This window comes from Xanthomonas hyacinthi (assembly GCF_009769165.1).
GTDB classification, from domain to species: domain Bacteria; phylum Pseudomonadota; class Gammaproteobacteria; order Xanthomonadales; family Xanthomonadaceae; genus Xanthomonas_A; species Xanthomonas_A hyacinthi.
In genome coordinates, this window is the sequence record NZ_CP043476.1 from 2,582,600 (window position 1) to 2,608,677 (window position 26,078).

The 26,078-nt window shown below is 70.1% G+C and carries 16 protein-coding genes and 4 pseudogenes; 8 read left to right on the plus strand and 12 right to left on the minus strand.

What is annotated here, in order from left to right; all coding sequences use genetic code 11:
* Positions 1 to 34: 34 nt before the first annotated feature.
* Entirely contained in the window at positions 35 to 565 is a 531-nt protein-coding gene (locus FZ025_RS11500; protein WP_158185556.1) for a TIGR02679 domain-containing protein, read from the plus strand.
* Entirely contained in the window at positions 523 to 2,913 is a 2,391-nt protein-coding gene (locus tag FZ025_RS11505) for a DUF3772 domain-containing protein (RefSeq protein WP_046977854.1), read from the plus strand. Before FZ025_RS11500 ends, FZ025_RS11505 begins: the two co-directional genes overlap by 43 nt.
* Positions 2,914 to 2,983: 70 nt before the next feature.
* On the opposite strand, the gene FZ025_RS11510 is transcribed toward FZ025_RS11505, so the two are convergent.
* From FZ025_RS11510 to FZ025_RS11520, 3 genes and pseudogenes are all read right to left on the minus strand, one after another.
* The gene (locus FZ025_RS11510; RefSeq protein WP_208803622.1) at positions 2,984 to 3,649 is read right to left on the minus strand and encodes a TIGR02466 family protein; all 666 of its coding nucleotides are present in this window, start codon (positions 3,647 to 3,649) and stop codon (positions 2,984 to 2,986) included.
* Positions 3,646 to 3,897: a hypothetical protein gene (locus FZ025_RS11515; RefSeq protein ID WP_046977827.1), complete on the minus strand. Its 252-nt coding sequence runs from the start codon at positions 3,895 to 3,897 to the stop codon at positions 3,646 to 3,648. The genes FZ025_RS11510 and FZ025_RS11515 overlap by 4 nt, the downstream gene beginning before the upstream one ends.
* Before the next feature lie 178 nt (positions 3,898 to 4,075).
* Positions 4,076 to 5,121: pseudogene (locus tag FZ025_RS11520) on the minus strand (AarF/UbiB family protein).
* A 225-nt stretch (positions 5,122 to 5,346) separates the two neighbouring features.
* Between FZ025_RS11520 and FZ025_RS11525 the strand changes: the two are divergent.
* A complete protein-coding gene (locus FZ025_RS11525) occupies positions 5,347 to 6,531 on the plus strand; it encodes an XAC2610-related protein (RefSeq protein WP_046977826.1) in 1,185 nt (394 codons plus the stop codon).
* 119 nt (positions 6,532 to 6,650) lie between these two features.
* Here the strand turns inward: FZ025_RS11525 and FZ025_RS22020 are convergent.
* Positions 6,651 to 7,045, minus strand: a pseudogene (locus tag FZ025_RS22020) (dihydroxyacetone kinase subunit DhaK).
* Here FZ025_RS22020 and FZ025_RS22395 point away from each other — a divergent pair.
* Both FZ025_RS22395 and FZ025_RS11535 read left to right on the plus strand, forming a co-directional pair.
* Positions 6,971 to 7,195, plus strand: coding sequence for a hypothetical protein (locus FZ025_RS22395; RefSeq protein WP_053057139.1), 225 nt, complete (start codon positions 6,971 to 6,973; stop codon positions 7,193 to 7,195). The pseudogene FZ025_RS22020 and the gene FZ025_RS22395 overlap by 75 nt on opposite strands.
* Before the next feature lie 106 nt (positions 7,196 to 7,301).
* Positions 7,302 to 8,228, plus strand: a complete 927-nt coding sequence (locus FZ025_RS11535; protein ID WP_046977824.1) for a DUF808 domain-containing protein — start codon at positions 7,302 to 7,304, stop codon at positions 8,226 to 8,228.
* A 75-nt stretch (positions 8,229 to 8,303) separates the two neighbouring features.
* Here the strand turns inward: FZ025_RS11535 and FZ025_RS11540 are convergent, their stop codons facing one another.
* From FZ025_RS11540 to FZ025_RS11550, 3 genes are all read right to left on the minus strand, one after another.
* Positions 8,304 to 9,896, minus strand: coding sequence for a GGDEF domain-containing protein (locus FZ025_RS11540; RefSeq protein ID WP_046977823.1), 1,593 nt, complete (start codon positions 9,894 to 9,896; stop codon positions 8,304 to 8,306).
* A gap of 117 nt (positions 9,897 to 10,013) precedes the next feature.
* Complete coding sequence (locus tag FZ025_RS11545; protein WP_046977822.1) at positions 10,014 to 10,940, minus strand: carbohydrate kinase family protein; 927 nt, start codon at positions 10,938 to 10,940, stop codon at positions 10,014 to 10,016.
* 521 nt (positions 10,941 to 11,461) lie between these two features.
* Positions 11,462 to 12,754: a carbohydrate porin gene (locus tag FZ025_RS11550; protein ID WP_046977821.1), complete on the minus strand. Its 1,293-nt coding sequence runs from the start codon at positions 12,752 to 12,754 to the stop codon at positions 11,462 to 11,464.
* Positions 12,755 to 13,559: 805 nt separating this feature from the next.
* Between FZ025_RS11550 and FZ025_RS11560 the strand changes: the two genes are divergently transcribed.
* Complete coding sequence (locus FZ025_RS11560; RefSeq protein WP_046977820.1) at positions 13,560 to 13,886, plus strand: DUF6172 family protein; 327 nt, start codon at positions 13,560 to 13,562, stop codon at positions 13,884 to 13,886.
* A 151-nt stretch (positions 13,887 to 14,037) separates the two neighbouring features.
* Complete coding sequence (locus FZ025_RS11565) at positions 14,038 to 14,811, plus strand: lytic transglycosylase domain-containing protein (RefSeq protein WP_046977852.1); 774 nt, start codon at positions 14,038 to 14,040, stop codon at positions 14,809 to 14,811.
* A 52-nt stretch (positions 14,812 to 14,863) separates the two neighbouring features.
* Here the strand turns inward: FZ025_RS11565 and FZ025_RS11570 are convergent.
* From FZ025_RS11570 to FZ025_RS11585, 4 genes and pseudogenes are all read right to left on the minus strand, one after another.
* A pseudogene (locus FZ025_RS11570) lies at positions 14,864 to 15,345 on the minus strand (AIM24 family protein).
* Between the two features lie 51 nt (positions 15,346 to 15,396).
* Positions 15,397 to 17,094 carry an alpha,alpha-trehalase TreA gene (gene treA, locus FZ025_RS11575; protein WP_046977819.1) on the minus strand — a complete coding sequence of 566 codons (1,698 nt, stop codon included), beginning with the start codon at positions 17,092 to 17,094 and terminating at the stop codon, positions 15,397 to 15,399.
* 492 nt (positions 17,095 to 17,586) lie between these two features.
* Positions 17,587 to 20,481, minus strand: coding sequence for a M16 family metallopeptidase (locus tag FZ025_RS11580; RefSeq protein WP_104558499.1), 2,895 nt, complete (start codon positions 20,479 to 20,481; stop codon positions 17,587 to 17,589).
* A gap of 323 nt (positions 20,482 to 20,804) precedes the next feature.
* Positions 20,805 to 22,250, minus strand: a pseudogene (locus FZ025_RS11585) (cellulase family glycosylhydrolase); the annotation flags it as partial.
* Between the two features lie 303 nt (positions 22,251 to 22,553).
* On the opposite strand from FZ025_RS11585, the gene FZ025_RS11590 reads away from it, so the two are divergent.
* Positions 22,554 to 24,212 (plus strand): M28 family metallopeptidase, encoded by a 1,659-nt coding sequence (locus FZ025_RS11590; protein WP_046981133.1) that lies wholly within the window; start codon positions 22,554 to 22,556, stop codon positions 24,210 to 24,212.
* Between the two features lie 34 nt (positions 24,213 to 24,246).
* Here the strand turns inward: FZ025_RS11590 and FZ025_RS11595 are convergent, their stop codons facing one another.
* On the minus strand, positions 24,247 to 25,845 hold the full coding sequence (locus tag FZ025_RS11595) for an APC family permease (RefSeq protein WP_046981132.1): 1,599 nt from the start codon (positions 25,843 to 25,845) through the stop codon (positions 24,247 to 24,249).
* Positions 25,846 to 26,078 lie beyond the last annotated feature (233 nt).

The following is a 26,078-nucleotide window of genomic DNA, read 5'->3' on the forward strand; positions in this document are numbered from 1 at the left end:
GTAACGCCTGCTCGGCGGTCCTGAACTGGGCCGCGTGTGCCGGCTGTTGCGGCTTCGCTTCGCCAACGCCGGGGCGGACGATCCGCTGGTGTCGGTGGGCCTGGACAAGCGCGATCCGGACGCGCATCGCGTGCCGTGCCCGTTGAGCGGAAAGCCGTCGCGGCTGGCACGGTCGATGCGCCTGGACATCGCCGACCTCGATGCCCGCCTGCGCGCGGCCGGGCTGGCCGATTCGCTGCGCGATGCGCTGGAGCGGTTGGAAGGTCCGATCGCCGCGCAGGCGAAACGGCGCAGGGAACTCCAGTCCAGGTGGACCGCGTTGGCGGCCGCTGTCGAGCGCGGCCCGCTGCTGCGCGCCGCGCCATCGTGCCGCGTCCGGCGGCCGCGCGCCACTGGCCCTGTTCAGCCACTGGCCCTGTTCAAGCGCCACGCCGTATATTGCCCGACACGCGCGGTGGTCCGCGCCCGACCGCCGGTCCCTGCGTGCGCTTGCCTTCCCGTTCCGTGTTGCTGCTGCCGTTGTTGCGCCGCTCGTTGCTGCTGCTGTGCCTGTGCCTGTGCCTGAGCGCGGCCGCGCAGCCGCAGGACGAGGCGCAGGCCCAGGCCCCCGACCCGCAGGCCTTGCTGAGCCGCGCCGAGCAGGCGTTGCAGGACGCCCGGCGCGACCAGGACAGCGCGGCCGACCAGCAGACCCTGCGCGCGTTGGTCGGGAAGGTATCCGACGCGCAGCGCGATGCGGAAGCGGCAGTGGCGGCGCTGGTCCCGCAACTGGCCCAGGTCGATGCGCGCCTGCAGCAGCTGGGACCGGTCAGCGAGGGCGAGGCGCACGACATCGCCGCACAGCGCAAGGATCTCGCCAAGCAGCGCGCGCCGCTGGATTCGGCGATCAAGCGCGGCAAGCTGCTGGCGGTGGAAGCCGAGCAGCTCGGCGAGGAAAACGAGCGCGCGCGCGCCGAGCACTTCAGCCAGGAATTGTCGCGGCGCTCGGCGTCGCCGCTGTCGCCGGCGCTGTGGCGGCGGTTCGCCAGCGATTTCCCCGCCGACCGCGAGCGCGTGATGGGCCTGTACCGCCTGAGCGCGCAGACGCTGGATGCCGCCATCGCCGAACACGGCGTCGGCGCGCTCGGCCTCGGCGCGGTGGTCGCGCTGTTGCTGCTGTTTCCGCTGCGCTACCTGCTGCGCTGGCTGGGCAAGCGCTACGCCACGACGCGCGCGCCGGGCAGCCGCCTGCGCCGCTCCGGGCTGGCGCTGTGGTTCCTGTTGCTGGGCACGCTGACGCCCGGCCTGGCCGTGCTGGCGCTGGCCGAGAGCCTGCGCAGCATCGGCGCGGTGCCGGCGCGGCTGGACAGCGCGCTCAGCAGCTTCGTCGTGGTCAGTTTCGCCGCCGCGTTCATGGGGTCGCTGGGTGCCAGCGTGCTGCTGCCGAACCAGCCGACGTGGCGGCTGTTCCCGATCGACGACGCCACCGCGCGGCAGCTGCGCAAGTACACCTGGGCCACCGCGCTGCTGGCCTGGGTCGGTAGCCTGCTGCTGGTGATCAACGAGGCCAGCCGGACCAGCGAGTCGGCCACCCTCGCCGCCGACGGCATCGTTGCGCTGGCCCATGCGCTGCTGATCCTGGCGATCCTGTCCAGCCTGTCGCGGCTGCGCCAGCGCCAGTACGCCGCGGCCGCAGCGCAGGCGCACGCGCATGCGCACGCGCACCCGCCACCGCTGGCGGGACAGCACGGCGGTGCGCTGGCGCTGGTCGAGCTGCTGGTCAAGGTCGCGGTGGTGGTGGCGCTGCTGGCGGCGCTGCTGGGCTATCTGCACCTGGGCCTGTTCATCACCCAGCAGATCATCTGGATCACGATGATCGCCGGCGCGATCCGCCTGCTGATGAACTTCGCCGACGATTTCGCGCTGTGGCTGTTCGCCCTCGAAGGCCGCATCGGCCGCGCCGCCAACGGCGCGTTCGGCGTACGCGTCAGCCGGCTGGAGCAGGCGGGGGTGTTGACCTCCGCGGTGCTGCGCGTGGGCCTGCTGCTGATCGGCCTGGGCGCGCTGCTGATGCCGTTCGGAACCAACTTCACCACCCTGACCGATTGGTTCTCGGCGCTGTCGGACGGCATCCGGCTCGGCAAGGACACGGTGCTGTCTCCGGGCGCGATCATGCGTGCGGTGCTGGTGCTGATCCTCGGCTTGGTGGTGATGCAGTCCCTGCATGGCTGGCTGGTCAAGACCTATCTGCCGAAGACCGAGCTGGACGACGGTTCGCGCAATTCGATCAGCACCGTGGCCCGCTATGTCGGCATCCTGCTGGCCGCGCTATGGGCGCTGGCCGCGCTGGGCATCGGCGTGGAGAAGATCGCACTAGTGGTCAGCGCGCTGTCGGTGGGCATCGGCTTCGGTCTGCAGTCGATCACCCAGAACTTCGTGTCCGGCCTGATTCTGCTGGCCGAGCGCCCGGTCAAGATCGGCGACTGGATCCGGATCGGCGACCAGGAAGGCGACGTGCGCCGGATCAGCGTGCGTTCCACCGAGATCCAGGTCGGCGATTTTTCGACGTTGATCGTGCCCAACTCCGAGCTGATCACCAAGATCCTGCGCAACATGACCATGGCCGGGCCGCTGGGGCGGATGCAGATCCAGTTCGCGGTGTCGCTGGGCACCGACGTGGTCAAGCTGCGCGAGCTGCTGCTGGAACTCTACCTCGCCCACCCGGGCGTGCTGGAGGATCCGGCGCCGTCGGTGTTCATCGATTCCATCGACAGCGGCCACATCACCCTCAACAGTTTCGCCTACGTCGGCAATCCGCGGCTGAGCTACGGCATCCGCAGCGATCTGTTCTTCAGCCTGCTGCAGCGCCTGGCCGAAGAGGGCATCGCGCTGGAATCGCCGCAGGAACTGCGGCTGCTGCGCAAGGAGCCGTGAGCGCGGTGGACGGCATTTGCGACGTGTGCGGTCCCGGTGCGCTAATCGATCGGGAAAGCCTGGATTCCACTCATACGCTGAAGTTGAATGCGACCGAGATACGGGGCCGCGAACCGGTAAACAGATTGACCGAGTGCAGGAGCCAGGAAGGGAACATGACCAATGCGCCGCTCTCGGGGGCAATGGACGTCGTCAACCCTGCACTCAGGCAGCCTGCGATTCGGATCTTGAGTTCTGGATTGTAAAGAGACGGCATGACGCCTCTTGGGTCGAGAAACTGGAGTTCTCCGCCAGGATCCTGGCCATCGCCAGAACCATCATCCACCCAGTAGACGCCGGACCAGAATGCACCGGGATGGGCATGCTGGGCGTTCGAATCTCCGGCAGTGTTTACATTGGCCCATGCGTTTATTTTCCACTCGAAATCGGGCACGAGCAATCCGTGCTGCGGATGGTGGACGGCCGTCAACTCGTAGGCCAGATCCTTGGCGAACGATGTCAGTGCCATGGCTCCTTCGCCATGCCAGTTGTTGAAGTCCGCACTGGATTGCCATCCTCCCGAATTGCTGTGACGCACGCCGGTCGGGTTCTGGGCCCTGTTCCGATCGATTTCTTCTTTCAATACTTCATTCAGGAGTTCGGCTGCCGGGTGCGTGATCTGGGCGACGGGCGTGGCAAACAACCGGTGTATCTTGATCTGCTCAGGTTCAACGAGTTTTGGATAAGGCGACATCATCGAGGTTCCTGATATTCACTGGAGGTTTTGATGCAAGCGCATTGCTGTTCTGCTGGCGCTTCCACGAAACCGCGACGCTCGCCGCTGCGAGCGTCGCGATTGAACCGCTCCTGCAGGAACACGCCATCGGCTTCATGGCACCATTCCGGGTCCATGCCCTGGAGCGTGTCATCCATCCCCGAGCGGATCGCGCCACGCTTGCGCGTGCATGCGGCAAAAGGAAGGAAGGAAGTGAACGGCGTGTCCACGCACCCGCCATGATACGGCAGCGTGCACCCGCGACAGCGGCCCAGCAGGTTGGGGCCTGTCAGGCGCCAGCCGGCGCCGCGCGGCTTGACCTGACCACCCGTCAGGCGCCGCGCCGCGCAGCACCGGCCGGCGACCTGACAGGCCCAGCGCGACCTGCCCGGGAATCGACGACGCGCCCTAGCGCCGCCCGCGTTCCTCGCGCACCCGCGTGCGGCGGGCGAACAGCACCGCGCTGGCGACGATGCCCAGGCCCAGCACCACGCCGGGCAGGAACAGCACCATCGCGATGGCCGGATAGCCGAACAGCTTGGCGCCGGTGTCGATGCGCATCATCTGCGTGGAGGCCAGGATCAGCGCGGCGGTGACGATGCCGGCGGCGACGCGGTTGGCGATCTTCTGCAGGCTTTCCATCAGCCGCACTCCTCCACCCCGGCCACGCGCACCTGCAGGCGGTTGTCGGTGGCCAGCGACAGGATGTCCGACAGCTTGCGCGGGCCTTCGCGCAGCAGCGCCTGCAGCTCCATCGCCTCGCTCGCCAGGTTCGCCGCCGACAGCGATTTCTTCAGCCGCGCGCGCATCACGTGCTGCAGCTGGTCCTCGACCACGCTGCGCGTGTCCAGGTTGGGCGACAGCGCCCGGCACACCGCTTCCAGGTTCAGCAGCGCCTTGCCGAACTCGGCCAGCCAGTCGGCGAAACGGATGCGCCGGCCCAGCCCGGTCAGCTTGTCGGCGGCGTTGGCGAAGCTCTTCAGCACCTCCAGGTCCGAGCGCACCTGCGCGGCCATCTCGGGCTTTTGCACCTTGATCGCCACCGGCGTGCCGTCGCGCAGCGCGGCGCGGTGCACCTGCGCCAGCGACGCGCTGCCCAGCGGGGTGTCGTCGAAGGCGGAGAAGGCCTTGTTCACCGCCACCCCGAGTTCGGCCTCGACGATCTCGCGGATGCGTTCCACCGGGATCGGCGCGGTGTTTTCCTGCATCCGTTCCAGCGCGGTGGCGAATTCCGGCGGCACCACGTCCGGACGCGTGGACAGCATCTGTCCGAGCTTGACGAAGGTCGGGCCGAGCGCTTCCAGGTCGGTGACGAACTGCTCGGGCGTGCCTTCCGGCGGCAGTTCCTGCACGCCGTCGGCGGCCCGCACGTCCATGCCGGAGAACACCCCCGAGCTGCGGTAGCGCAGCAGCAGGCGCAGGATCTGGGTGCGGCGGCTGAGGCCGCCGACCACGTGCGGAGTGTCCGCAGCGTCGGGCGTCGCGCTCAAGGGTCGGCTCCGGGAATGGCGGGGATCGCGAACGCCAGTGTGGCCGGGGCCGGGGCGTCGTGCGGTGAACCTGCGGTCGTTGTCGCCGCGGTGGCGCCGCGCCGGCGGACACGGGCCAGAACATGTTGCCGTGCCGGCTGTTGTAGAATGCGCTGCTTAGGCACACGTTGCCGATATCCAGGATATGCCATGCGGTCGTTCTCTGCGCCCCTCTCCGTGCGCACCGCGTGGCGCTGCGGTGTCGTCTTGCTGCTGTTGCTGACGGCGACCGCGGCGGCCGAGCCGCAGCGCGTCGCCGGCGACGGCTTCGATGCGCGGGCTTTCGCCCGCAGCCAGCGCCGCACCTATGAGGTGCAGGATTTTTCCGAACGCTACCGGGCGACGTTGGAGATCGAGGACAACAGCGAGACGTTCCACCCCGGCATCGTGCGCGTGTTCGCGCGCGGCAGCGCCACGCCGCTGATCGAGGTGGCCTCGCCCGAGCTGGTGCTGGACATCGATGCCAAGGGCGGCAAGGCCAAGGCCAACGTGCTCGAACTGCCGTATGGCAAGCAGAGCGTGTTGATCTACGCCGATTTCAACTTCGACGGGATCAAGGACCTGGCGTTGATGGATGGGCAGAACAGCTGCTACCACGGCCCTTCCTACCAGGTGTACGTCGGTACCGCGCATGGCTTCGAGCCGAGTCGGGGATTCACCGCGCTGGCGCAGAACAACTGCGGCCTGTTCGAGGTGGACGCGCAGGCGCGCGAACTCCACACCATGACCAAGGACGGCTGCTGCTGGCATCAGTCCGCGGTGTACACGGTGCGCGACGGCGCGCCGTTGCTGGAGCGCGAACTGGTCGAGGACGCCACCGGCGCATCTTCGAGACTGACCCAGGAGACGCGCTACCGCGACCAGGGCGGCAAGCGCGTGGCGGAGAAGCATTACCTGTGGAATGAGGACGGCGGCACCGCGCTGGGCGCGCGCAAGATCCTGCTCGAGTTCCGCCTGGCGCCATCCGGCAAGCGCATCGTCGTGTTCGCCAACCAGGGCGATGGAGCGGCCGGTACGCCGTACTACGCGGCGATCGGTGCGCAGCAGCGGGTCGAGCTGCTGTACCCCGACGATGCGCAGGAGGGCTTGGATTTCGATGCGGCGCGGCAGGTGCTGCGCTTCGATCGCGGCGACACCAGCTACCGCATCGTCGGCAATGCGCAGGGCGTGCCGCAGCGGATGGAGGTGGTCGTGCGCGGCAAGGTACAGCCGCTGGCGCTGCAGCCCGGCTCGGTGCACGGCTCGTTGCAGGCGGTGGCGCAGGCGCTGCGCGCAGCGGAGCGAGCGACGCCGACGCGGCGAACTGGCGCCGGCACGCGGGCCGGAGCGCCGTGATCATCTGTGGTCCGCTGCGCCGCTTCGCGCGTCGCGGTTGAAACCGCTCCTACAGGAAGCTCGCGGCCGACTTGCTGGGTGCGCTGTGGGCGGGACTTCAGCCCCGACTGTTCCCGAAGTCAGGCAACTGGCCAGCTCCGTTCGTCGCGGTTGAAACCGCCTACAGGTACTCGCCTGTCTGGCAGGGCGCATTGTCGGCGGGCCAGGTGGCCGACGTACTTGTGCACCAGCACGCTGGCCACGTCGATGCCTTCGGCGCGGGCGCGCTCGGCGGCCAGGCCGAAATTGAGCCGGTCGCCGGTGAGGTTCTTGATCACCAGCAGCACCCCGCGCGCGGCGGCGCAGGCGCGGATCGCGGCCAGCACCGCTTCCACCCCCGGCGAGGCGAACAGGTCGCCGGCGATGGCGCCGCTGAGCATGCCGGGCCGACGAAGCCGGCATGCGCCGGCTCGTGGCCGGCGCCGCCGCCGGACAGCACCGCGACCTGCGCGGGATCGCGCTCGGCCTGCAGCACGATGCGGGTGCCGCTGGCCGGATCGGAGCGCAGCAGCGGTTGCAACGCGGCGACGGCATCGAGCACGTCGCCGACGATGGCGCGCGGGGCGGTGAGGAACTGGTCCATGGGTCTCCTTCGCAGAGAGGCGGGGTCTGCCGCGCACGGTAGCCGAGCCGGCGTTACGCGCGGCTGAGGCCGGGGGCGGCAGCGCTCACGCACCGGGCGCACGGAATCGGCGAGAATCCCCGCTCATCCCCCCGAATGGAATCCCCGCATGGCCGGCGCCAGCCTGTTCACCCTGCTCGACGATATCGCCTCGCTGCTCGACGACGTGTCGATCCTGACCAAGGTGGCGGCGAAGAAGACCGCCGGCGTGCTCGGCGACGACCTGGCGCTGAACGCGCAGCAGGTCACCGGGGTCAACGCCGACCGCGAGTTGCCGGTGGTGTGGGCGGTGGCCAAGGGTTCGCTGCTCAACAAGGCGATCCTGGTGCCGGCGGCGCTGGCGATCAGCGCCTGGCTGCCGTGGGCGATTACCCCGCTGATGATGATCGGCGGCGCGTTCCTGTGCTTCGAGGGCGTGGAGAAGCTGGCGCACCGCTTCCTGCATTCCAAGGACGAGGACGCGCAGCGCCACGCGCAGCAGCTGCAGGCGCTGGCCGACGAGAAGGTGGACGTGGTCGCGCTGGAGAAGGACAAGGTGAAGGGCGCGATCCGCACCGATTTCATCCTCTCCGCCGAGATCATCGTGCTGTCGCTGGGCGTGGTCGCCGGGGTGCCGTTCTCCCAGCAGATCATGGTGCTGGTGGCGATCGCGCTGGCGATGACGGTCGGCGTGTACGGCCTGGTCGCCGGCATCGTCAAGCTCGACGACCTGGGCCTGTCCCTGACCCGCAAGGGCGCCGCCGCCGCGGCGATCGGCCGCGGCATCCTGTGGCTGGCGCCGTGGCTGATGCGGGTGCTGTCGATCGCCGGCACCGCGGCGATGTTCCTGGTCGGCGGCGGCATCCTGGTGCACAGCATCGGCCCGCTGCACCACGCCCTCGAAGGCCTCGCACCGCAGGGCGCCTGGGGCGGCGTGGTGCTCAACCTGGGCAATGCGCTGGTCGGCATCGTCGCCGGCGCGTTGGTGCTTGGGGCCGTGGTGCTGTTTCAGAAGTTGCGGGGGAGCCGGGAATCGGGAATCGGGAAAGGGGAATAGGGAATAGGGAATCGTAAGAGCGGTCTGGCGGATCGCGCGGTTGCGATTCCCCATTCCCGATTCCCCATTCCCGCACTAGTCGGCTGAAACCACCCGGTTCTTGCCCGCCTTCTTGGCCTCGTACAGGGCGCGGTCGGCGCGCTTGACCAGCACGTCCTGGGTCTCGCCGGCGCGGCGCATCGCCACCCCGGCGCTGAAGCTGACGAACACGCGCTGGTCCTCGTGCACCACCGCGCGCTGGGCCAGCGCGCGCTGCACCCGGGTCACCGCCGCGGACGCTTCGAAGATGGTGCAGTCGGGCATCAGCAGCAGGAATTCCTCGCCGCCGAAGCGCGCGATCGCGTCGCTGCCGCGCAACGTGGTGCGCGCCACCTCGACCACGTGGCGCAACGCGGCGTCGCCGCCGGGATGGCCGTAGATCTCGTTGAGCTTGCGGAAATCGTCCAGGTCCAGCATCGCCACGCACAGCGGCTGGGTGCCGCGCTCGGTGCGCACCAGTTCGCGCACGAACAGTTCGTCCAGCCCGCGCCGGTTGAGGCTGCCGGTGAGCTGGTCGACCCGCACCAGCCCGCTGACGTCCTGCAGCTCCTGTTCCAGGCGCAGGATGCGCTGCTCGGCCGCTTCCACTTCCTGGCGCGCGGCGATCAGGTGGTCGCGCGCGCGCAGCGCCTGCTGCTGCACGTGGCCGGTGTCCTGCAGCACTTCCTGCAGCAGGCGGTTGAGGTCGGCGATGCTGCGCGCGTCGCGGATGGTCTGCGAATAGTCGGCGATGCGGTCGTGGAATTCGCTGGTGCTGATCGCCATGCCGTCCAGGTTCTCGACGAAGGACACCATCATGTCCTTCATCGCCTCCTTGGATTCGGCGATGCCCTGCTTCAGCAGGCCTTGTTTGTAGATCACCTCGCGCAGGCTGCCGCGCGCTTCCTCGATCGAATAGCGGTCCAGCGGGCCGCTGATCATGTCGCGCACCACCGCGATCTGGCCCTGCAGCCAGCTGGTGTCGTCGAGCAGTTCGCCGACGTTCTCCAGCAACAGGTCGAACAGGCCCAGCAGCAGGGCCTGCTGCTCCTGGCTGTCGCTGGCGCGCAGCGCGACCTGGTGGCACAGCTCGCGCACGCGCTGCGCCAGCGGCTCCAGCGGCTGGCCCGGACGCCATTGGCGCAGCGCCTCGCCGGTGGCCTCCGCTGCGTTGGCCAGTTCCGGCAGGGTGTGCAGCAGCGAGGCCAGCGCGCCGGCGATCGCCTGGCGCAGCAGGTCGCGCAGGCGTTCGGTATCGCTGGGCCCGGCCAGCGGATCGCCGACATCGATGGTGCGGATGTACTTGTCGATCAGCTGGCGCAGCGCGCGGCCGTAGCTGGGCCAGTCGCCGCTGGCGGCCGCCGATTGCAGGCGCCGGCCCATGTCGCCCAGCTCGCCATGCAGGCCGGCCATGCCGTTGGCGAAGGCGCCGAGCAGCTCCAGCGGCTCGTGGGCGTGGTTGAACAGGCGGATCAGCGCCGCGGTGGCCGCGGCCGGATCGGCGTGCTCGCCCGGCGCGGCAGGCGCGGCCGCATGCGCATGGCCATGCCGCGCCAGCGCGGAAGCGGCCGGCGCCGGCGGTTCGCGACGGCGCGGCGACAACAGCTTGCGCAGCCCGCCAGCAGGCGGCTCGTCGCGTTGATCCGGCATGCGGACGCTTCCTCCCAGTAAACGCACCGCCCTGCCGCAAACGCGGCACCCATGGCGACACTCAGGAACAGGATATCGGCGCTGGTGGCGCGGGCTTGAGCGGCGGCGGCCGCGGCCTTACAGCGCGGCGCGGACCTCGTCCAGGCTGGGGGGGGTGGCGCCGGCGCGGGTGCAGTTGATCGCCGCCGCGGCCACGCAGAAGTTCAGCAACTGCTGCAGCGCCGCCGCCGACCGGCCCAGCGCGGCGAGTGCGGCCAGGTCGGGCAGCTGGTGCAGCAGCGCGGCCTGGAAGCTGTCGCCGGCGCCGACGGTATCGGCCACCTGCACCGCGCGCCCGGCCACGCGCGCTTCGGCATCGCCGCGCCAGGCCAGCGCGCCGTCGCCGCCCAGGGTCATCACCACCAGCGACGGCCCCTGCTGCAGCCAGCTGCGCGCGATCGCGAACGGATCCTGCTGCGGGTACAGTAGCTCGATGTCTTCCTGGCTGACCTTGACCACGTGCGCCAGCGCGATCCAGCGCGCCAGCCGCGCGCGCCACACCGCCATGTCCGGCTCCACCGTCGGCCGCACGTTCGGATCCAGCGAGATCAGCCGCTGCGCGCGTTCGCGCTCGGCCAGGGCCTGGAAGCTGCTGGCGGTGGTCTCGGCGACCAGGGTGTAGGAGCCGAAGTGCAGGCCGCCGACCGCCGCGTCGAGCGCCGGCAGGTCGGCCGCGGTCAGCGCGCGGTCGGCGCAGCCGGTGCCGTAGAACGAGTAATTGGGCACGCCCTGCGCGTCCAGCGCGACCATCACCAGGGTGGTCGCCTCGCGCTTGTCGATGCAGTGCTGCAGCGCCACGCCCTCGCGTTCCAGGGTGCTGCGCAGCTGGCGGCCCAGCGGATCGGTGGACAGGCCGGTGAACAGCGCCGACGGCGTGCCCAGCCGGGCCAGGCCGATCGCCACGTTGAACGGCGAGCCGCCCTGGCGCGCGGTCATGCCGACCGAGGTGCCGGCGTAGCCGTCGATGAAGATGTCGTACAAGGCCTCTCCACACACCACGAACATCGAACGGCTCCTCGGTTGGCTGCAGCGGCGCCGGGCGGCGCGATGGGCGGCTATTGTGGCGTACAAGCCGCAGCGCGGCGACCATGCGCGGCGGTGCGGGATCGTGGCTGCCGTGCAGGTACGCGGCTTGCGTGTTGGGCGCGAGGCTGCGCCCGTACCCTCATCCGCCCCTTCGGGGCACCTTCTCCCGAGGGGAGAAGGGAACAGCCACGCGTGCATAGCCCCTCTCCCACCGGGAGAGGGGTTGGGGTGAGGGTGCGGCGCGCAGCGCCTCGTGGATCCGGGAGCCGGTCGGACGCGCGTGCCGACAGCACCTTGCCCATGTGCCTGCGATCGTCGTAGCTTCCTCCACCCATCGCGCATGGGCGCTTCCGATGAAGATCCTGGCCGAAGAACAGGCGCGGCATGGATCTGCCTGCCATGCAGGTGGCGCCGATGATGCGAGGCGCTTCGCCCCCCGCATGCCGCGCCAGCGCGGCGCCGTGCGGCCGGCGCCATCGCCGCGACGCGGCACGCGGCGGTCAGAAGTTCATGCTGACGCGCAGGCCGCCGACCACGCCGTTGTTGTCCTTGATCCCGTTGGCATTGCGGATGTACTGCAGATTCGGCATCAGCGACAGCGCCGGAGTGATGGCGTACTGGTAGTTCAGTTCCAGCGGGTATTCGTATTCCTGCACGCCGACCGCGGCCGCCCCGGCCGGCAGCGCGGCGTTGTAGCGGCGCTGCGCAGCGCCGAGGCGTTCGCTGACGCGGGTACGGCCGGCGGCAAAGCCGATGCGGTCGTACGGGCGCGAGGCGAACGGCGCATCCAGCCACGCGCCCAGCTGCAGCATCTGGTCGATGCGGTCGGTGTCCTTGTCGGCCTGCACCCAGTTGCCGAACAGGCGCAGCGCGGCGCCGCCGGGGCTGCGCCACAGCACCTGCTCGGCGGTGGCGTAATAGCCGCTTTCGCTGTCCATCACCGCGGTGGCGTCGTCGCTGACCTCCGACGGCAGGCCGCTGACGGTGACGGTGTTGCGGTAGTCGGCGCTGTTGCGCCAGCCGCCGACGCGGTAGTGGCCTTGCAGGCCATCGCCGAAGGTGGGCAGGTATTCGATCTCGGCCACCACCAGCGTGCCCTGGCTGTCGCCGTCGGTGGTCAGTTTCAGGCCCTGGCCGCGGTCCAGGTTGTTCGGATTGACGTCGTAGGCGCCGAGCTTGAAGCGCCAGGCGTCGTTGGGCTTGAACGCGACCACCGCGCCGTACTGGCTGATCGGATCGGTGTACCAGCCGTTGCTGACGTAGCCGGGCAGGCCGCCGCAGAAGCTCAGGTTCTGGAACGTGCAGGAGAACGAGAAGAAATCGCCGTTGGCGTACAGGCGGCCGAGCTTGATGCTGAGGCGGTCGTCGAACAGCTCCTGGGTCAGCGAGAACTGGCTCAGGCGGGTCACCGAGCCGCGGCCGTGGATCTCCTGCACCGCCAGCAGGGTGGGGAAGCCGGCCGTGTCGTTGAGCGAGTCGCCGTTGCGGTTGGCCACTTCGACCTTGAAGGTCGCGCCGTGCCAGGCCCACAGCTTGTCCAGATCGAAAGTGCCGGCCAGGAAAAACTGGTCGGCATAGGCGTAGGTACCGTCGCGGCTGCCGCCGGAGGTGTTGTGTGCGAACTCGCCGGTGTAGGACAGGCGCAGATCCACGCCGCTGTCGAGCAGGCGGGTGCGCGCACCGCCCCAGTCGCCGGTCAGGGTCTTGGCCGGATCGAAATCCTGCGCCGCGGCCTGCGCGCAGCACAGCGCTGCCGACAGCGCCGCCAGGGCGATGCATGGGGTCTTGTTCATGGGTGACTCGCTGTGTGCGGGGCCGGCGCGGGTGCGCGGCCGGTCATGGGAAGGACGCCGGCGCGGCGGCGGCCGTGGCGGCGCGTGGTCGACGGCAGGAACGGGAACAGGGCCTGCGGCGCGCGCCGCTGGAACGGCGGCGGGAAACGGTACGGGTGACGGTGTCGGTGCGTGGCTGGAACACATGGCCTCCAGATCGCCCATCGCTGTGCGTTGCGCTGGGCTGGATGTACTCGGATGCAACCGCTGTGTCCGCAGCATATCGTCGCCATGATTGTTCCATGTTCGTTATTTTTCGAATTAGATCTTTCTTGTTTTTCTTTGTTCAGGATTGTCGGCGCTTGCCAAGCACAATGCCTGCTCCGTTGCAGCCCTCGCCCCTTGTGCGGCGCAGGTTCTGCCGTTCGGGCGCGGTGCGCTGCGGCCTTGGCCCATGGCCGCTGCCGCGGCGGCGGCGCGGCATGTTTTGTTGCATCGCAGCGTGCGGAACGGGCACAGCCGTCGCGGTGTGGTTCAGGCGCCCGGCGACTGCCCGCCGTCCACCGCCAGCGCCTGGCCGGTGATCCAGCGCGCCTGCGGCGAGAGCCGGCGAAGGCGCAAGGGGCGGTCATCGGCAACTCCTGCGCTGGCGCCAGCGCGCGCCGGGCGCCGATATCGGCCAATCCGCAGCGCGGGGCCGGGTTCTGGCACCATGACGGCCCGCCGCGCGCGCATGCGGCCAGCGCCACGGCCTGTCCGCGCCCGCCAGCGGGCGCCGCCGCGCATGCCGGCCACCGCGTTCCCTCTTTCCAGGATCCTCCCCGCAGTGAAGAAGACCTACCAGCTCCGCATCGAAGGCAAGCACCCCGACCGCCTGCTCGACGCCAGCAAGCACGACATCCGCAAGTACATCCGCCGCGAACGCCGCAAGACCCTGCCGAGCGGCGCCGACTACTGGGACTTCGACACGCTGTTCGGCGCCGAGGAAGCCAGCGCCGCGGTCGTGCCGCCGGCCGAACTGTTGCGCGCGATCGACGCGCTGGTCGCCGCCGGCGGCACCCGGTTCTACGTGGAAATCCGCAGCAAGCCGGGCAAGCGCGCGCCGCGGCCGCAGGGCGACAGCGCGGCCGCCGCCGATCCGTTCGACGATTGAGGGCGGCGCGCGAGCGGCTTCGGGTGGCCTCGGGCGATCGGTCGCGGCGCGCCAAGCGGCTCGGCGTGGCCTCGGGCCGGTCCTCCTCGCCCGCGCCGAGGCCCGGTGCGCGATGATGCGCGCCTGCCTCGCCGCGCGCGGTCGCTACCCCATGCCCTGTTCCCGAACGCTGCTGAGCCTGCTGCTGTGCTGCTGCGTCGTCGCCGCGGCGCAGGCGCGCACGGTGTACCGCTGCGTGCGCGACGGCACGGTCAGCCTGGCGACCGCGCCGGAGCCGGGGTCGCGCTGTACGCCGAAGGAACTGGACGATGCCGCGATCGCCACGCCCAATCTGTGGGGCAGCATGGGCGTGTTCAGCGGCATCTTGTACGCGCGCGAGCAGGACGGGCGCCTGGTGTATTCCACGCGCAATCTGCCCGGCTCGCGCCCGTACCTGCGCTTCACCGCGGTCACCCCGCCGGGCGAGGCGGCGCATCCGGGCCTGGGCAAGGTCGGCGCACCGCAGTTGAACGCGCACGCCAAGCAATTCCGCGCCGCGGCGCGCGCCACCGGCGTGGACGATCCGTGGCTGCGCGCGATCGCGCATGCCGAAAGCGGCTTCGACGCCGCGGCGGTGTCGCCGAAGGGCGCGCAGGGCGTGATGCAGCTGATGCCGGAGGTGGCGAAGCAATACGGGGTGGCCGATCCGTTCGCCGCCGATCAGTCGATCGCCGGCGGCGCGCGCTACATGCAGGCGCTGCTGCGCCGCTACCAGGGCGACCGCACCCTGGCCGCGGCCGCCTACAACGCCGGCATCGGCACCGTGGCGCGCTATCGCGGCGTGCCGCCCTACGCGGAGACCCGCGACTACATCGACAAGGTGATGGCGCTGTACCAGCGCTACCGCGAGGCGATGGGGATCAGGGCGGAAACGCCGGCGCAGTAGCGCGTGTTGCCGCCCCGGGGCGGCCGCGCGCGCCGATCCGGCACGCCACGCCTCAGCGCCTGGCCTGCAGCGCCACTTCCTCGCACGGCTGCACCACCCCCAGCCCTCGCCGGCGAAGCGCAGCTGGATGCTCTCGCCGGAGCCGCGCCCGAGCAGCGTGCCCAGGCTGAGGTCGGCGACGATCTCCGGGGTCAGCCCGCCGGACCAGGTCACGGTGGCGTTGGGGTCGGTGAACACCGGGCCGCGCTGCGCGTTCACCGGGGTTCACCGGCAGCGTCAGCGGTTCGTAGTGCGAGGTGATGGCGACGATGCCGTGGCCGCTCAGGCGCACGTTGAACAGGCCGCCGGAGAGCATGCCGGCGACCTTCGGGTGAACTTGAGCGCGCCCTTGCGCGCCACCATCGCCCCGGCCTTGGCCCAGACCCGGCCGTCCAGGCGCACTTCCAGCAGGTGCGGGCTTTCCAGTTCGAACGCGTCGGCGGAGGCGTCCTTCGCGCGCGCGGACAGGAATTCGGCCAGGATGCATACGCTCATCGTCGGTCCTTGGTATGGGCAAGGACCGCAGCATAGCCGCCGGCCGGCGGCTCAGGGCGTGGCCGGCTCCGGCTGTGCGTGGCGCTGCGCCGCCGCCGCGGCCGCGGCCGGCGCGGTGGCGGCCGGTTGCGCATACAGGTCCAGCAGCAGCAGGGTCACCCCGTTGGTCCAGCCGAAGCCGTCCTGCAGCGCGTATTCGCCGCCGCCGCCGCCCTGCGCCTTGGCGTCGACGCCGTACTTCTCCACCAGCTTGTGCTGCTGCGCGAACAGCGCCTGCACCCGCGCCAGGAAGCGGCTGCCGATGCGCTGCGCCAGCGCGTCCTGGCCGTAGCGGCGCAGGCCGTCCACCGCGATCCACTGCAGCGGCGCCCAGCCGTTGGGCTCGTCCCACTGCTGGCCGGTATGCAGGCGGGTGGTGGCCAGGCCGCCGGGGCGCAGCAGCTGCGCCTGCACGGTGTCGGCGCTGCGCTTGGCGCGCGCCGGCGAGGCGATGCCGACGAACAGCGGATACAGCGCCGCGGCGGTGACCTGGTCGCGCAAGCGCCGCTGCTGCCGGTCGTAATCGGCGTAATAGCCGGCATCGCTCCACAGGTGCTTGTCGATCGCGGCCTTGCGCGCGCTGGCCAGGGCCGCGTAGTCGGTGTCGCAGCCGGCCGCGCCCGGGTTCTTTTCGCAGGCCAGGGCCAGGGTCGTTTCCAGGTGGTAGAGCAGGCTGTTGAGATCGACCGGGACGATGGCGGTGGTGCGGATCGTGGCCAGGGTCTTGCGATCGCCGAGCCAGCGGCTGGAATAGTCCCAGCCGCTCTCGGCGCCGGCACGCAGGTCGCGGTAGACCTCGGCGGCCGGGCGGCCCTTGGCCTCGGCGGCAGTGCGCACGTCGTGCAGCCAGGCTTCCGGGCGCGGCGTGTCGCGCGCGTCCCAATAGCGGTTGAGCAGGCTGCCGTCGGCCAGCCGCACCACGTGTGCCTGCGCCTCGCCCGGCGCCAGCGATTGCGCGCCCTGCATCCAGTACGCGTATTCCTTCTGCAGCTGCGGCAGGTAGCGCGCATAGGCCGCATCGCCTTCCACCCTGGCCTGCAGCTGCACCATGTGCGAGAAGAACGGCGGCTGCGAGCGGCTGAGGTAATAGGTGCGGTTGCCGTTGGGGATGTGCCCGTAGGTGTCGATCAGGTAGGCGAAGTTGTCCAGCATCTGCCGGCTGCGTTCGCGCTCGCCGCTCTCGACCAGGCCGAGCATGGTGAAGTACGAATCCCAGTAGTAGACCTCGCGGAAGCGTCCGCCCGGCACCACGTAGGGCTGCGGCAGCGACAGCAGACTGCTGTGCGCCGGCACGTCCACCTGGCGCCGCACCAGCAGCGGCCACAGCGCGTCGATGTGCTCGCGCAGGCCGGTGTCCTGGCGGATCGCCTCGGTCTGCACCGGGCCGGATTCTTCGAAGTTGGCGGCGACGAAGCGGCGCAGGTCGAAGCCCGGCTGCTGGCGCTGCGCCAGGTAGTCGGCGTTGATCAGGGCCGGGTCGCGCAGCGGCAGCGCGTCGACGAAATGCTTCTGGTCGTCGAACAGTTCCTGTTGCTGCACGGCCTGGAACAGTTCGGGATAGGCCAGGTCCGGGGTCAGCGGTGCCAGCGCCGGCGCGGTCTGCATCGCGGCCGGCACGGGCTGCGCCGAGGCGGTGTCGTGGTTGCCCAGCAGCAGGCCCAGCGACAGGCTCAGCAGTGGCGTGCAGCAAGGAGGAGCGGCATGGCTCATCTCGGGTCCAGAGCAGGATGCGTGCGGCATGGTAAACGACCGAAGGAGGAGGCGGGTGACTGGCGGCTGTGGCGGCCGTTCGACGGCGAAACCTGGAAGCGCGGCGCGATCCGGGCCGAGGCCCGACGCGATCGGCCGATCTGGCGATATCGGCCATGCGCCGGCTGGCTTGAATCGGAGCGTGCGCTGCCGGGACATGCCGGAAGCGATGCAAGAGCGGGGCCAATCGCGCTGCGGCGTGGATTGCGTGGCGCCCGCCGGCGGTGCGGCCGGCCTATCGGTTTTCGCGGGCCGCTGGCGCGTTGCTGCCGGTACGGCGTGTGCAGCCTGGCCGTTGCGCATGGGCGGCGTGCACGTTCAGGAGACGGCGGCCGTGGGCAGGCGGCGCGCGCGTCGCCACGCCAAGACGTTCCCGCGTTGCGCGCGATCCGCCCGCACGCCGCCTTGCCTTGCAACGCATGGCCGGGACCTCCCGGCCATGCGCGGACTGTCTTACTGCTTGCCGGCGGCCTTGGCCTTCGCCTTGACCGGCTGGCCGTCGCTGTCCAGCACCTGCACCTCGCCCAGCTGCAGCGCGCGCACCGGTGCCTCGATCCGCTTGAGATCGCCGACGATGACCCAGGTCATCGATTGCGGCGCGACGATCTGCTTGATCGCCGCCTGCGCCGCGGCCTGGTCGATGCCTTCCAGGTGCCTCTTCAGGGTCTGCACGTAGTCGTCCGGACGTCCGTACTGGACGATGTTCTCGACCGTGCCCAGCACCGCGCCGGTGGTCTCGAAGCTGCCCGGCAGGGCGCGGATGCGCTGGTCCTTGACGTTGGCGATCTCCGCGGCGGTCAGCGGCTTGCCGCCGACCACGGCCTTGGCCTCCTTCAGGATCTCGGCGGCCGACTCGGCGGTCTTGTCGGTCTGCACCGGGGCGAAGAACAGGAACGGGCGCTGGCCCTGCGCATTCAGCAGGAAGCTGTTGGCGCCGTAGGCCCAGCGCTTGTCCTCGCGCAGGTTCATGTTCAGCCGCGAGGTGAAGGTGCCGCCGAAGGCGCCGTTGGCCACGCCGATGGCCAGGTTGTCCGGGGCCTTGGTCGAGGGCGCCAGCAGGCCGGCCAGGATCAGCGACTGCGGCGCGTCGGCGCGGTTGATCAGGAACACCCGCGGCCTGGGCTGTGCGGCGACCTGTGCCAGGGTCTTGCTCGGGCGCGCGCCGGCCGGCGGCTGCCAGTCGCCGAACGCCGCGTCCAGCTGCGGGAGGATCTGCGCCAGGGTGGTGTCGCCGGCGACCAGGATGCGCAGGTTGTCCGGGCGCAGCCAGCTGTTCTGGAACGCGGTCAGGTCGCTGGCGCTCAGGCTCTTGATCGCCGCCCCGGTGCCGCTGCCGGTGAGCGGCACGCCGTAGGGATGCTGCGGGCCGTACAGCAGCGGCGGCAGGGTGCGCAGCGCCAGGCCCTGCGGCTGGGTCTTCTCCTGCGCGATGGAGGCCAGCCGCTGGCCGCGGATGCGCTCGATGTCCACGGCCTTGAACGCCGGGTTGCGCACGATGTCGGCGAACAGTGCCAGCGACGGCGCCAGCTGGTCGTTGAGCGCGTCGAGCGAGGCGGCGCAGCTGTCCAGCTCGCACGCCACGCTGGTGATCGCGCCCAGGCGCTGGCGGCGCTGCGCCACTTCCACCGAATCCAGGCTGCGGGTGCTTTCGTTCATCAACGCGGCGGTGAAGCTGGCGGTGCCGAGCTTGCCGCCCTGGTCGGCCGCGTAGCCGGCGTCGAACAGCAGTTCGACCTGGGTCGCCGGGATGGCGTGGCGTTCGGCCAGCACCACTTCGATGCCGTTCTTGAGCTTGCCGCGCTGCAACTGCGGGAAGCGCAGGTCCGGGAACTGGCTGGTCTCCGGCAGGCCGGCGGCACGGTCCACCTGGGTCTTGCCGACGCTGTAGCTGGCTTTGGCCGGCAGCTTGGGCGCGGGCTTGCCGGCGGCCGCGGGCAGCGGCTTGAGCGCCTTGTCCTCGGCCGCCGGGTCGAAGCCGTCGCCGGCCGGCAGCACGGTCAGCAGATAGTCGCCCTTGCCGAACCAGGTGTCGGCGGCCTTGCGCACGCTGGCCGCGGTGGCGGCCTGGGCGCGCCGCAGGTCGTGCTGGTAGGCGCCCGGATCGTTGCGGTAGACCTGGCCCTCGGCCAGGATCGCGGCCTTGCCGGTAAAGCCGCCGACCTTCTCCAGGCCGCGCACGAAGCCGGCGCGGAAGGCGACCTGCGCGCGCTGCAGTTCGTCGGCGCTCGGACCTTCGGCCAGGAACTTCTTCAATTCGTCGGCGATGGCGGCCTCGACCTTGGCCGGGTCCACGCCGTCCTTCACGTCGGCGCTGATCTGCAGCTGGCTGGCCAGCGCGAACGGCTGGATGCTGGCCGAGACGTCGTCCACCAGGTTGTCGCGGTACACCAGGCGCTGGTACAGGCGGCTGGTCTTGCCACCGCCGAGCACGGTGGTGGCCAGGTCCAGCTGCACCGCATCGTCGCTGCCCAGCTGCGGCGCCACCCAGGTGCGGCAGATGCGCGGCTGCGCGACGTGGTCGTGCTGCACGCCGCGGCTCTGCTTGGCCAGCGGGGTGATCCACGGCTGCTGGCGCGGCACCGGCCTGCCGGCGGGGATGTCGCCGAAGTACTGCTCGGCCTTGGCCCGGGCCTGGGCCACGGTGATGTCGCCGGCCAGCACCAGGGTGGTGTTGGCGGCGCCGTAGTTGTCGTGGAACCACTGCTTGACGTCGTCCAGCGCGGCCGCGTCGAGGTCGGCCATCGAGCCGATGGTGTCGTGCTGGTAAGGATGGTTGCCCGGGAAGAGGTTGGCCAGGATGTTCTCTTCCGCGCGCCCGTAGGGGCGGTTCTCGTCCTCGCGCTTCTCGTTCTGCACCACGCCGCGCTGGGTATCCAGTTCCTTCTGCCCGATGGCGCCGAGCAGGTGGCCCATGCGGTCCGATTCCATCCACAGCGCCATGTCCAGCGCGGTGCTCGGCACGGTCTCGAAGTAGTTGGTGCGGTCGAACGAGGTGGTGCCGTTCATGTCGGTGGCGCCGACCTTCTCGAACGGCTGGAAATAGGTGCCCTTGTGGTTCTCCGAACCGGAGAACATCAGGTGTTCGAACAGATGGGCGAAGCCGGTCTTGCCGGCCGGCTCGTCGCCGGAGCCGATGTGGTACCACATGCCCACCGCCACCACCGGCGCCTTGTGGTCTTCGTGCACCACCACGGTCAGGCCGTTGGGCAGGGTGAAGCGGGTATAGGCGATCTCCGGCACGGTGGCCTTGGCGGCCAGCGCTGGCGGCGCGGCCATGGCCGGGGCGATCGCGGCGCCAGCGCCGAGGGCGAGGATGCTGGAGACCAAGAGCGACAACGGTTGGAGCATGGGCCGGGCCTGCAGGGAAGAAGGGGCCAGCATAGAGGGCGCGCCGGACTCGGAACGTGACCTATGCCAGGGATGCGGCGTTTTGCTGCGAGCGGTTTGCCGATCGTCGGCAGATCGCAGCGTTTTCAGTCGCGGCGGGCGCGACCGGGAACATCCGGCGCGACCGGATGTGGGCAGGCGGATCCGCTCCCGCACATGTCGCCGTGTGCATCGCGCTGCGCCGCGCTGCGCTGGCCCGAAGTGCGAACGGCAGCGCCGCGCGACGCTGCCGTCCGCACCCGCCGCGCAGTGCGCACAGCGGCAGTGTCGCTGTGCGCACTGCGCGCGGCGCACAAGCCGAATTCGGCGATGGCGCCGGGGGCCAGGGGCTTGTTCCGGTCCACGCCGGCAGCGTTGAGCGTGCTGCCGGATTGCGTCCACGTCGCATTCCACAGCGTGTCGACGGTGCCGCCGATCGACAGGCTGACCGCCCAGTTGCCGCTGGCGCTGCCGCTGTTGGTCACCTGCACGCGGTGGCAATAGCCTGCCTTCCAGTCGCTGTCCACCGTGGTCTTGGTGTTGAAGCTGGCGCTGCTCGGGGGCGGCGTGGGCGTGGGCGTCGGCGTTGCTGTGGGCGTCGCAGTCGGGGCAGGCGTCGGCGTAGAGCGGCTGGAATCGCCCCACAGCTTCTTCAGCAGGGCGACCTTGTCGGTGCGCACCGAGGACCAGTCGTTGTTGAGGACGCCACCGGTGTCGTCGCTGTCCGGATTCCACGACCAGTAGAAGCCGCTGTGGATGCCCTTGCCGATCAGGTAGTCGACCAGCGCGTTCTGCCACTTCACGTCCAGCGCATTGCCCTGGCCGTACTTGCCGCCGAATTCGCCGAGCAGCAGCGCATAGCCGGACTGCACGAACTGGCCGAAGTGCCGTTCCCAGATCGCCGGCATGTTGGCCGGGAAATTGGGGGCGCTGAAGTAGGACTGCATGTACACGTCCGGGCCGTACACGTGCGGCGCCAGCAGCAGGCGGCTGGCCAGGATGTTCAGCGCGGTGCAGGCCAGCGGCTCCAGGTTGCCGCCCCAGAAGTGGCCGCCGCTGCTGGAGCAGCGCGCGTTCTCGCCGATGCCTTCGACCGCGATCAGCCATTTCGGCGCTACCTTCAGCACCGCCGCCGAGGCGCGTTCGGCGGCGGTGTTCCAGTCGGTGGCGGCGTTGCCGCTGCCCCAGGTGGCGGCGCCGTGCGGCTCGTTCTTCAGGTCCAGGCCGATCACGCCCGGCACGCCGGCGTAGCGCCTGGCGACGAAGCGCAGGTCGCCGAGCCACTGCAGCTCGCTGTAGGAGGCGGTGTACCACAGCTCGGAAATCGCATTGCAGTCCGGCGTGTGGTGGTCGAGCAGCACGTACATGCCGCGGCTGCTGAGTTCGTTGATCACCTTGTCCATCACCTGCAGCGCGCTCAAGCCCCGCAGATCCGGATTGAGGCCGTAGTCGATGCCGCTCGGCGCGGTGCCGTTCAAGGTCTGCGGGCAGAACGGCAGGCGCACGGCGTTGAAGCCCAGGCCCTGCATCTGCGTGATCATGTCCTTCCAGTTGCGCGTCCTCAGGCCATGCACGCTGTGCAGGCTGGTCTCGAAGCCGAACCAGTTGACGCCGCGCAGTTGCACTGCGTTGCCGCGGTCGTCCACGACCTTGCCGGCGTTGATGGCATAGCTCCAGGCCGAACCGCTGGCCGCCAGCAACGCTGCGGCCAGCACGCAGCGGGCGATGCGGGATTTTCTCGACGTCGACATTGTCTCTCTGTCTCTCTTTCGCTGCAGGCGGCCGGTCCAGGACGGAGCGGCCAAGGTGGGGGCGCAAGCGCGCGCATGGCGACCATCATCGAGAGCGGATGCGGCGGGCGTCGTGATTGCCGGCACGGAAGGGCGTCTTGTCCACGGATGCTGCGATGCGCTTCGCAAGCGCGGCGACGAGAGCATGCGCGGATGGCAATCCGAGCGGTGCGTCGCGTCCTTCGGGGCGGCGTCGGCAGCGCGTGGTCGCTCGCCGCCTGCGTCGCTACACTCGAACGCATCCATCGACCCAAAGGGGCAAGAGTGAAGCGACCGATCATGGGCATGCTGGCGCTGGTGGTTTCCGGCGCATCGCTGGCGGCGCCGCCGACCGCACCGCGTTTCGACACGCAGCGCATTTCCGCCGACGTCAAGACGCTGTCCTCCGACGCGTACGAAGGCCGCGCGCCGGCCACGCCGGGCGAGGACAAGACCGTGGCCTACCTGAGCGCGCAATTCCAGGCCGCGGGCCTGCAGCCGGGCGGCGATCTGCAGGGCGGCAAGCGCCTGTGGACGCAGGCGGTGCCGCTGCGCCGCGCCGACATCGTCGGCAGCCCGCAGGTGGCGATCGAGAGCGGCGGCCAGCGCCAGGCGCTGAGCCAGGGCCAGCAGATCGCCGTGCGCGCCGCGCTCGACGGCAGCGCGCAGGTCGCCATCGACGGCGCGCCGCTGGTGTTCGTCGGCTACGGGGTCAAGGCACCGGAGCGCGGCTGGGACGACTTCAAGGGCGTGGACCTGACGGGCAAGATCGCGGTGGTGCTGATCAACGATCCGGACTTCGAAACCGGCAAGGGTGCGTTCGACGGCAAGGGCATGACCTACTACGGCCGCTGGACCTACAAGTACGAAGAGGGCGCGCGGCAGGGTGCGGCCGGCGTGCTGATCGTGCACGAGACCGCTCCGGCGTCCTACGGCTGGGCCACGGTGGCCAGCTCCAACACCAACAGCATGTTCGACGTGGTCCGCGACGATCCCAAGGCCGCCCATCCCGCGCTCGAAGGCTGGATCCAGCGCGACCTGGCGGTGGACCTGTTCAAGCGCGCCGGGCTGGATTTCGAGGCCTTGAAGAAGCAGGCGCAAGCGCGCGCGTTCAAGCCGGTGGAACTGAAGGGCGAACGGCTGCACGCCGACTACGCGGTGAAGTCGGAGGTCATCACCTCGCACAACGTGGTCGCGCGGCTGCCCGGCAGCACCCATCCGGACGACAGCGTGCTCTACACCGCGCACTGGGACCACATCGGCGTGGGCGCGGCCGACGCCAACGGCGACCGCATCTTCAACGGCGCGCTGGACAACGCCAGCGGCACCGCCGCCTTGCTGGAACTGGGCCGCGTGTTCGCCAAGGGCCCGCCGCCGCAGCGCTCGGTGGTGTTCCTGGCGGTCACCGCCGAGGAGAAGGGCCTGCTCGGCTCGGAGTACTACGCGTCCAGGCCGCTGTATCCGCTGGCGCGCACGGTGGCGGTGATCAACATGGACGGCATGAGCCCGTTCGGCCCGTCGCGCGATTTCGGCATCTACGGCACCGCCAAGCTGGACCTGCTAGACGATCTGAAGACGGTCGCTAAGCGCTGGGACCTGCGCTACACGCCGGACCCGAAGCCGGAAGCCGGCTACTTCTTCCGCTCCGACCACTTCTCCTTCGCCAAGCGCGGCGTGCCGGCGCTGTCGTTCGCGGCCGGGCAGGACTGGGTGGACGGCGGGATCAAGGCCGGCAAGGCGGCGGCCGACGACTACACCGCCAAGCGCTACCACCAGCCCGGCGACGAATGGCTGCCGAGCTGGACCTTCGCCGGCGCCGCGCGCGACCTGCAGGTGCTGTACACGCTGGGCGCGCAGCTGGCCGATTCGCAGCAGTGGCCGAACTGGAGCGGCGACTCGGAGTTCCGCGCTACTCGCGATGCGAGTGCGGCGCAGCGGCAGTGAGGAGCGGGTCCCGGGTCCCGAGCCAGCGCCGGCCTCAGCCGGCGCTGGCGCTGGCCTGCTGCAGCGACGGCGTGCGCCAGCCGGCGCGCACGCCCCAGAAATAGAAGCCCAGCGCGACCACGCCGACCACGATCAGGTCCGGCCCGTAGGACAGGTAGCCATGGCCGCCGAAGGTGGTGCTGCCGGCCCACGACAGCAGCGCGATGGTCGGCAGGTAGGCGATCAGCCAGCTGGCGCCGCGCAGGTGCCGGCCGAAGTCCTTCCAGCCCTGGCGGTGCTGGTAATACGCGTACACCGGCAGCGCCACCAGCATCAGCACGATGATCTCGCCGGTCAGCGGCCAGCGCGCCCAGTACAGCAGTTCGGTGGCCAGCACGAAGGCCGTGGCGGCCAGCACCGGCAGGCCGAAGATGCGCAGCGGACGGTGCATCTCCGGCGCATGGCGGCGCAGCGCCATCGCGCTGACCGGGCCGGTCAGATAGGAGATGATCGTGGCCACCGAGATCACCGCCGCCAGCGTGCCCCAGCCGCGGAAGAAGAACAGGAACAGGTAGGACACCGCCAGGTTGAAGAACATCGCCGGGCGCGGCACGCCCCAGTGCGCATGCAGCTTGCCCAGCACCGCCGGCAGCGTGCCGTTGCGCTCCATGCCGTAGATCATCCGCGCAGTGGTCGCGGTGTAGGTGATGCCGGTGCCGCTGGGGCTGACGAAGGCGTCCACGTACAGCAGCATCGCCAGCCAGTGCAGGTTGACGATGATCGCCAGCTGCGCGAACGGCGAGCGGAAATCGATGCCGTGCCAGCCGGCCTTGGCCAGCAGCTGCGGCGGTACCGCGCCGATGTAGGCCACCTGCAGGATCAGGTAGATCAGCGTGGCCAGCGCGATCGAACCGAGCACCGCGAACGGGATGCTGCGCCCGGGATTGCGCGCCTCGCCGGCCAGGTTCACCGGGCTCTGGAAGCCGTTGAAGCTGAACACGATGCCGGCGGTGGCCACCGCGGTCAGCACCGCGGCGAAATCGATCGCATGCGTGCCGCCGTGCAGGCCGACGCTGAAGTTCTCGCGGTGGAAACCGCTGGCGACCAGCGCGATGCCGGTCAGCGCCGGCACCACCAGCTTGAACACGGTGATCAGGCTGTTGGAGCGCGCGAACAGCTTCACGCTCCAGAAGTTCAGCAGGAAATACACCAGCACCAGCGCCGCGGCGATGTACAGGCCCGGCACCGACAGCTCGCCGGCGCCGCCGGGCTGCTGTACGTACAGGTCCTGCGCCCATTGCCACGGCCACGACGCCATGTACTGCACCGAGGCCTCGGCCTCGACCGGGATCACCGACACGATCGCGATCCAGTTGGCCCAGCCGGCGATGAAGCCGACCAGCGAGCCGTGCGAGTAGTGGCTGTAGCGGACCATGCCGCCGGACTCGGGGAACATCGCGCCCAGTTCGGCATAGGCCAGTGCGATGGTGGTGACGATCGCCGCGCCGAGCAGCCAGGCCCAGACCGCGCCGGGGCCGGCCAGCCCGGCGGCGCGCCAGGCGCCGAACAGCCAGCCGGAGCCGATGATCGAGCCCAGGCCGGTCAGCATCAGGGCGAATGGGCCGACATCGCGGCGCAAGGCAGTCTGGGTCATGGCATGGATCCTGGCGGCGTCGGCAGCGGGAAACCGCTTATGATCGCAGAAGCGGGTGGGCTGCGGGAGCCGGAACCCGGGATCAGGGACCGGGGACCCGGAAAAGCCCAGCGCCGCGCACCGGGGCGTTACCGGCTACCGTCGCGCTGGAACACCTGGGCTGCAACGGCGACGAAGGCGATGTCCACGTCGGCACCTGAGCGCGCGCGCCACTCTCTGGCCGACGACGACGC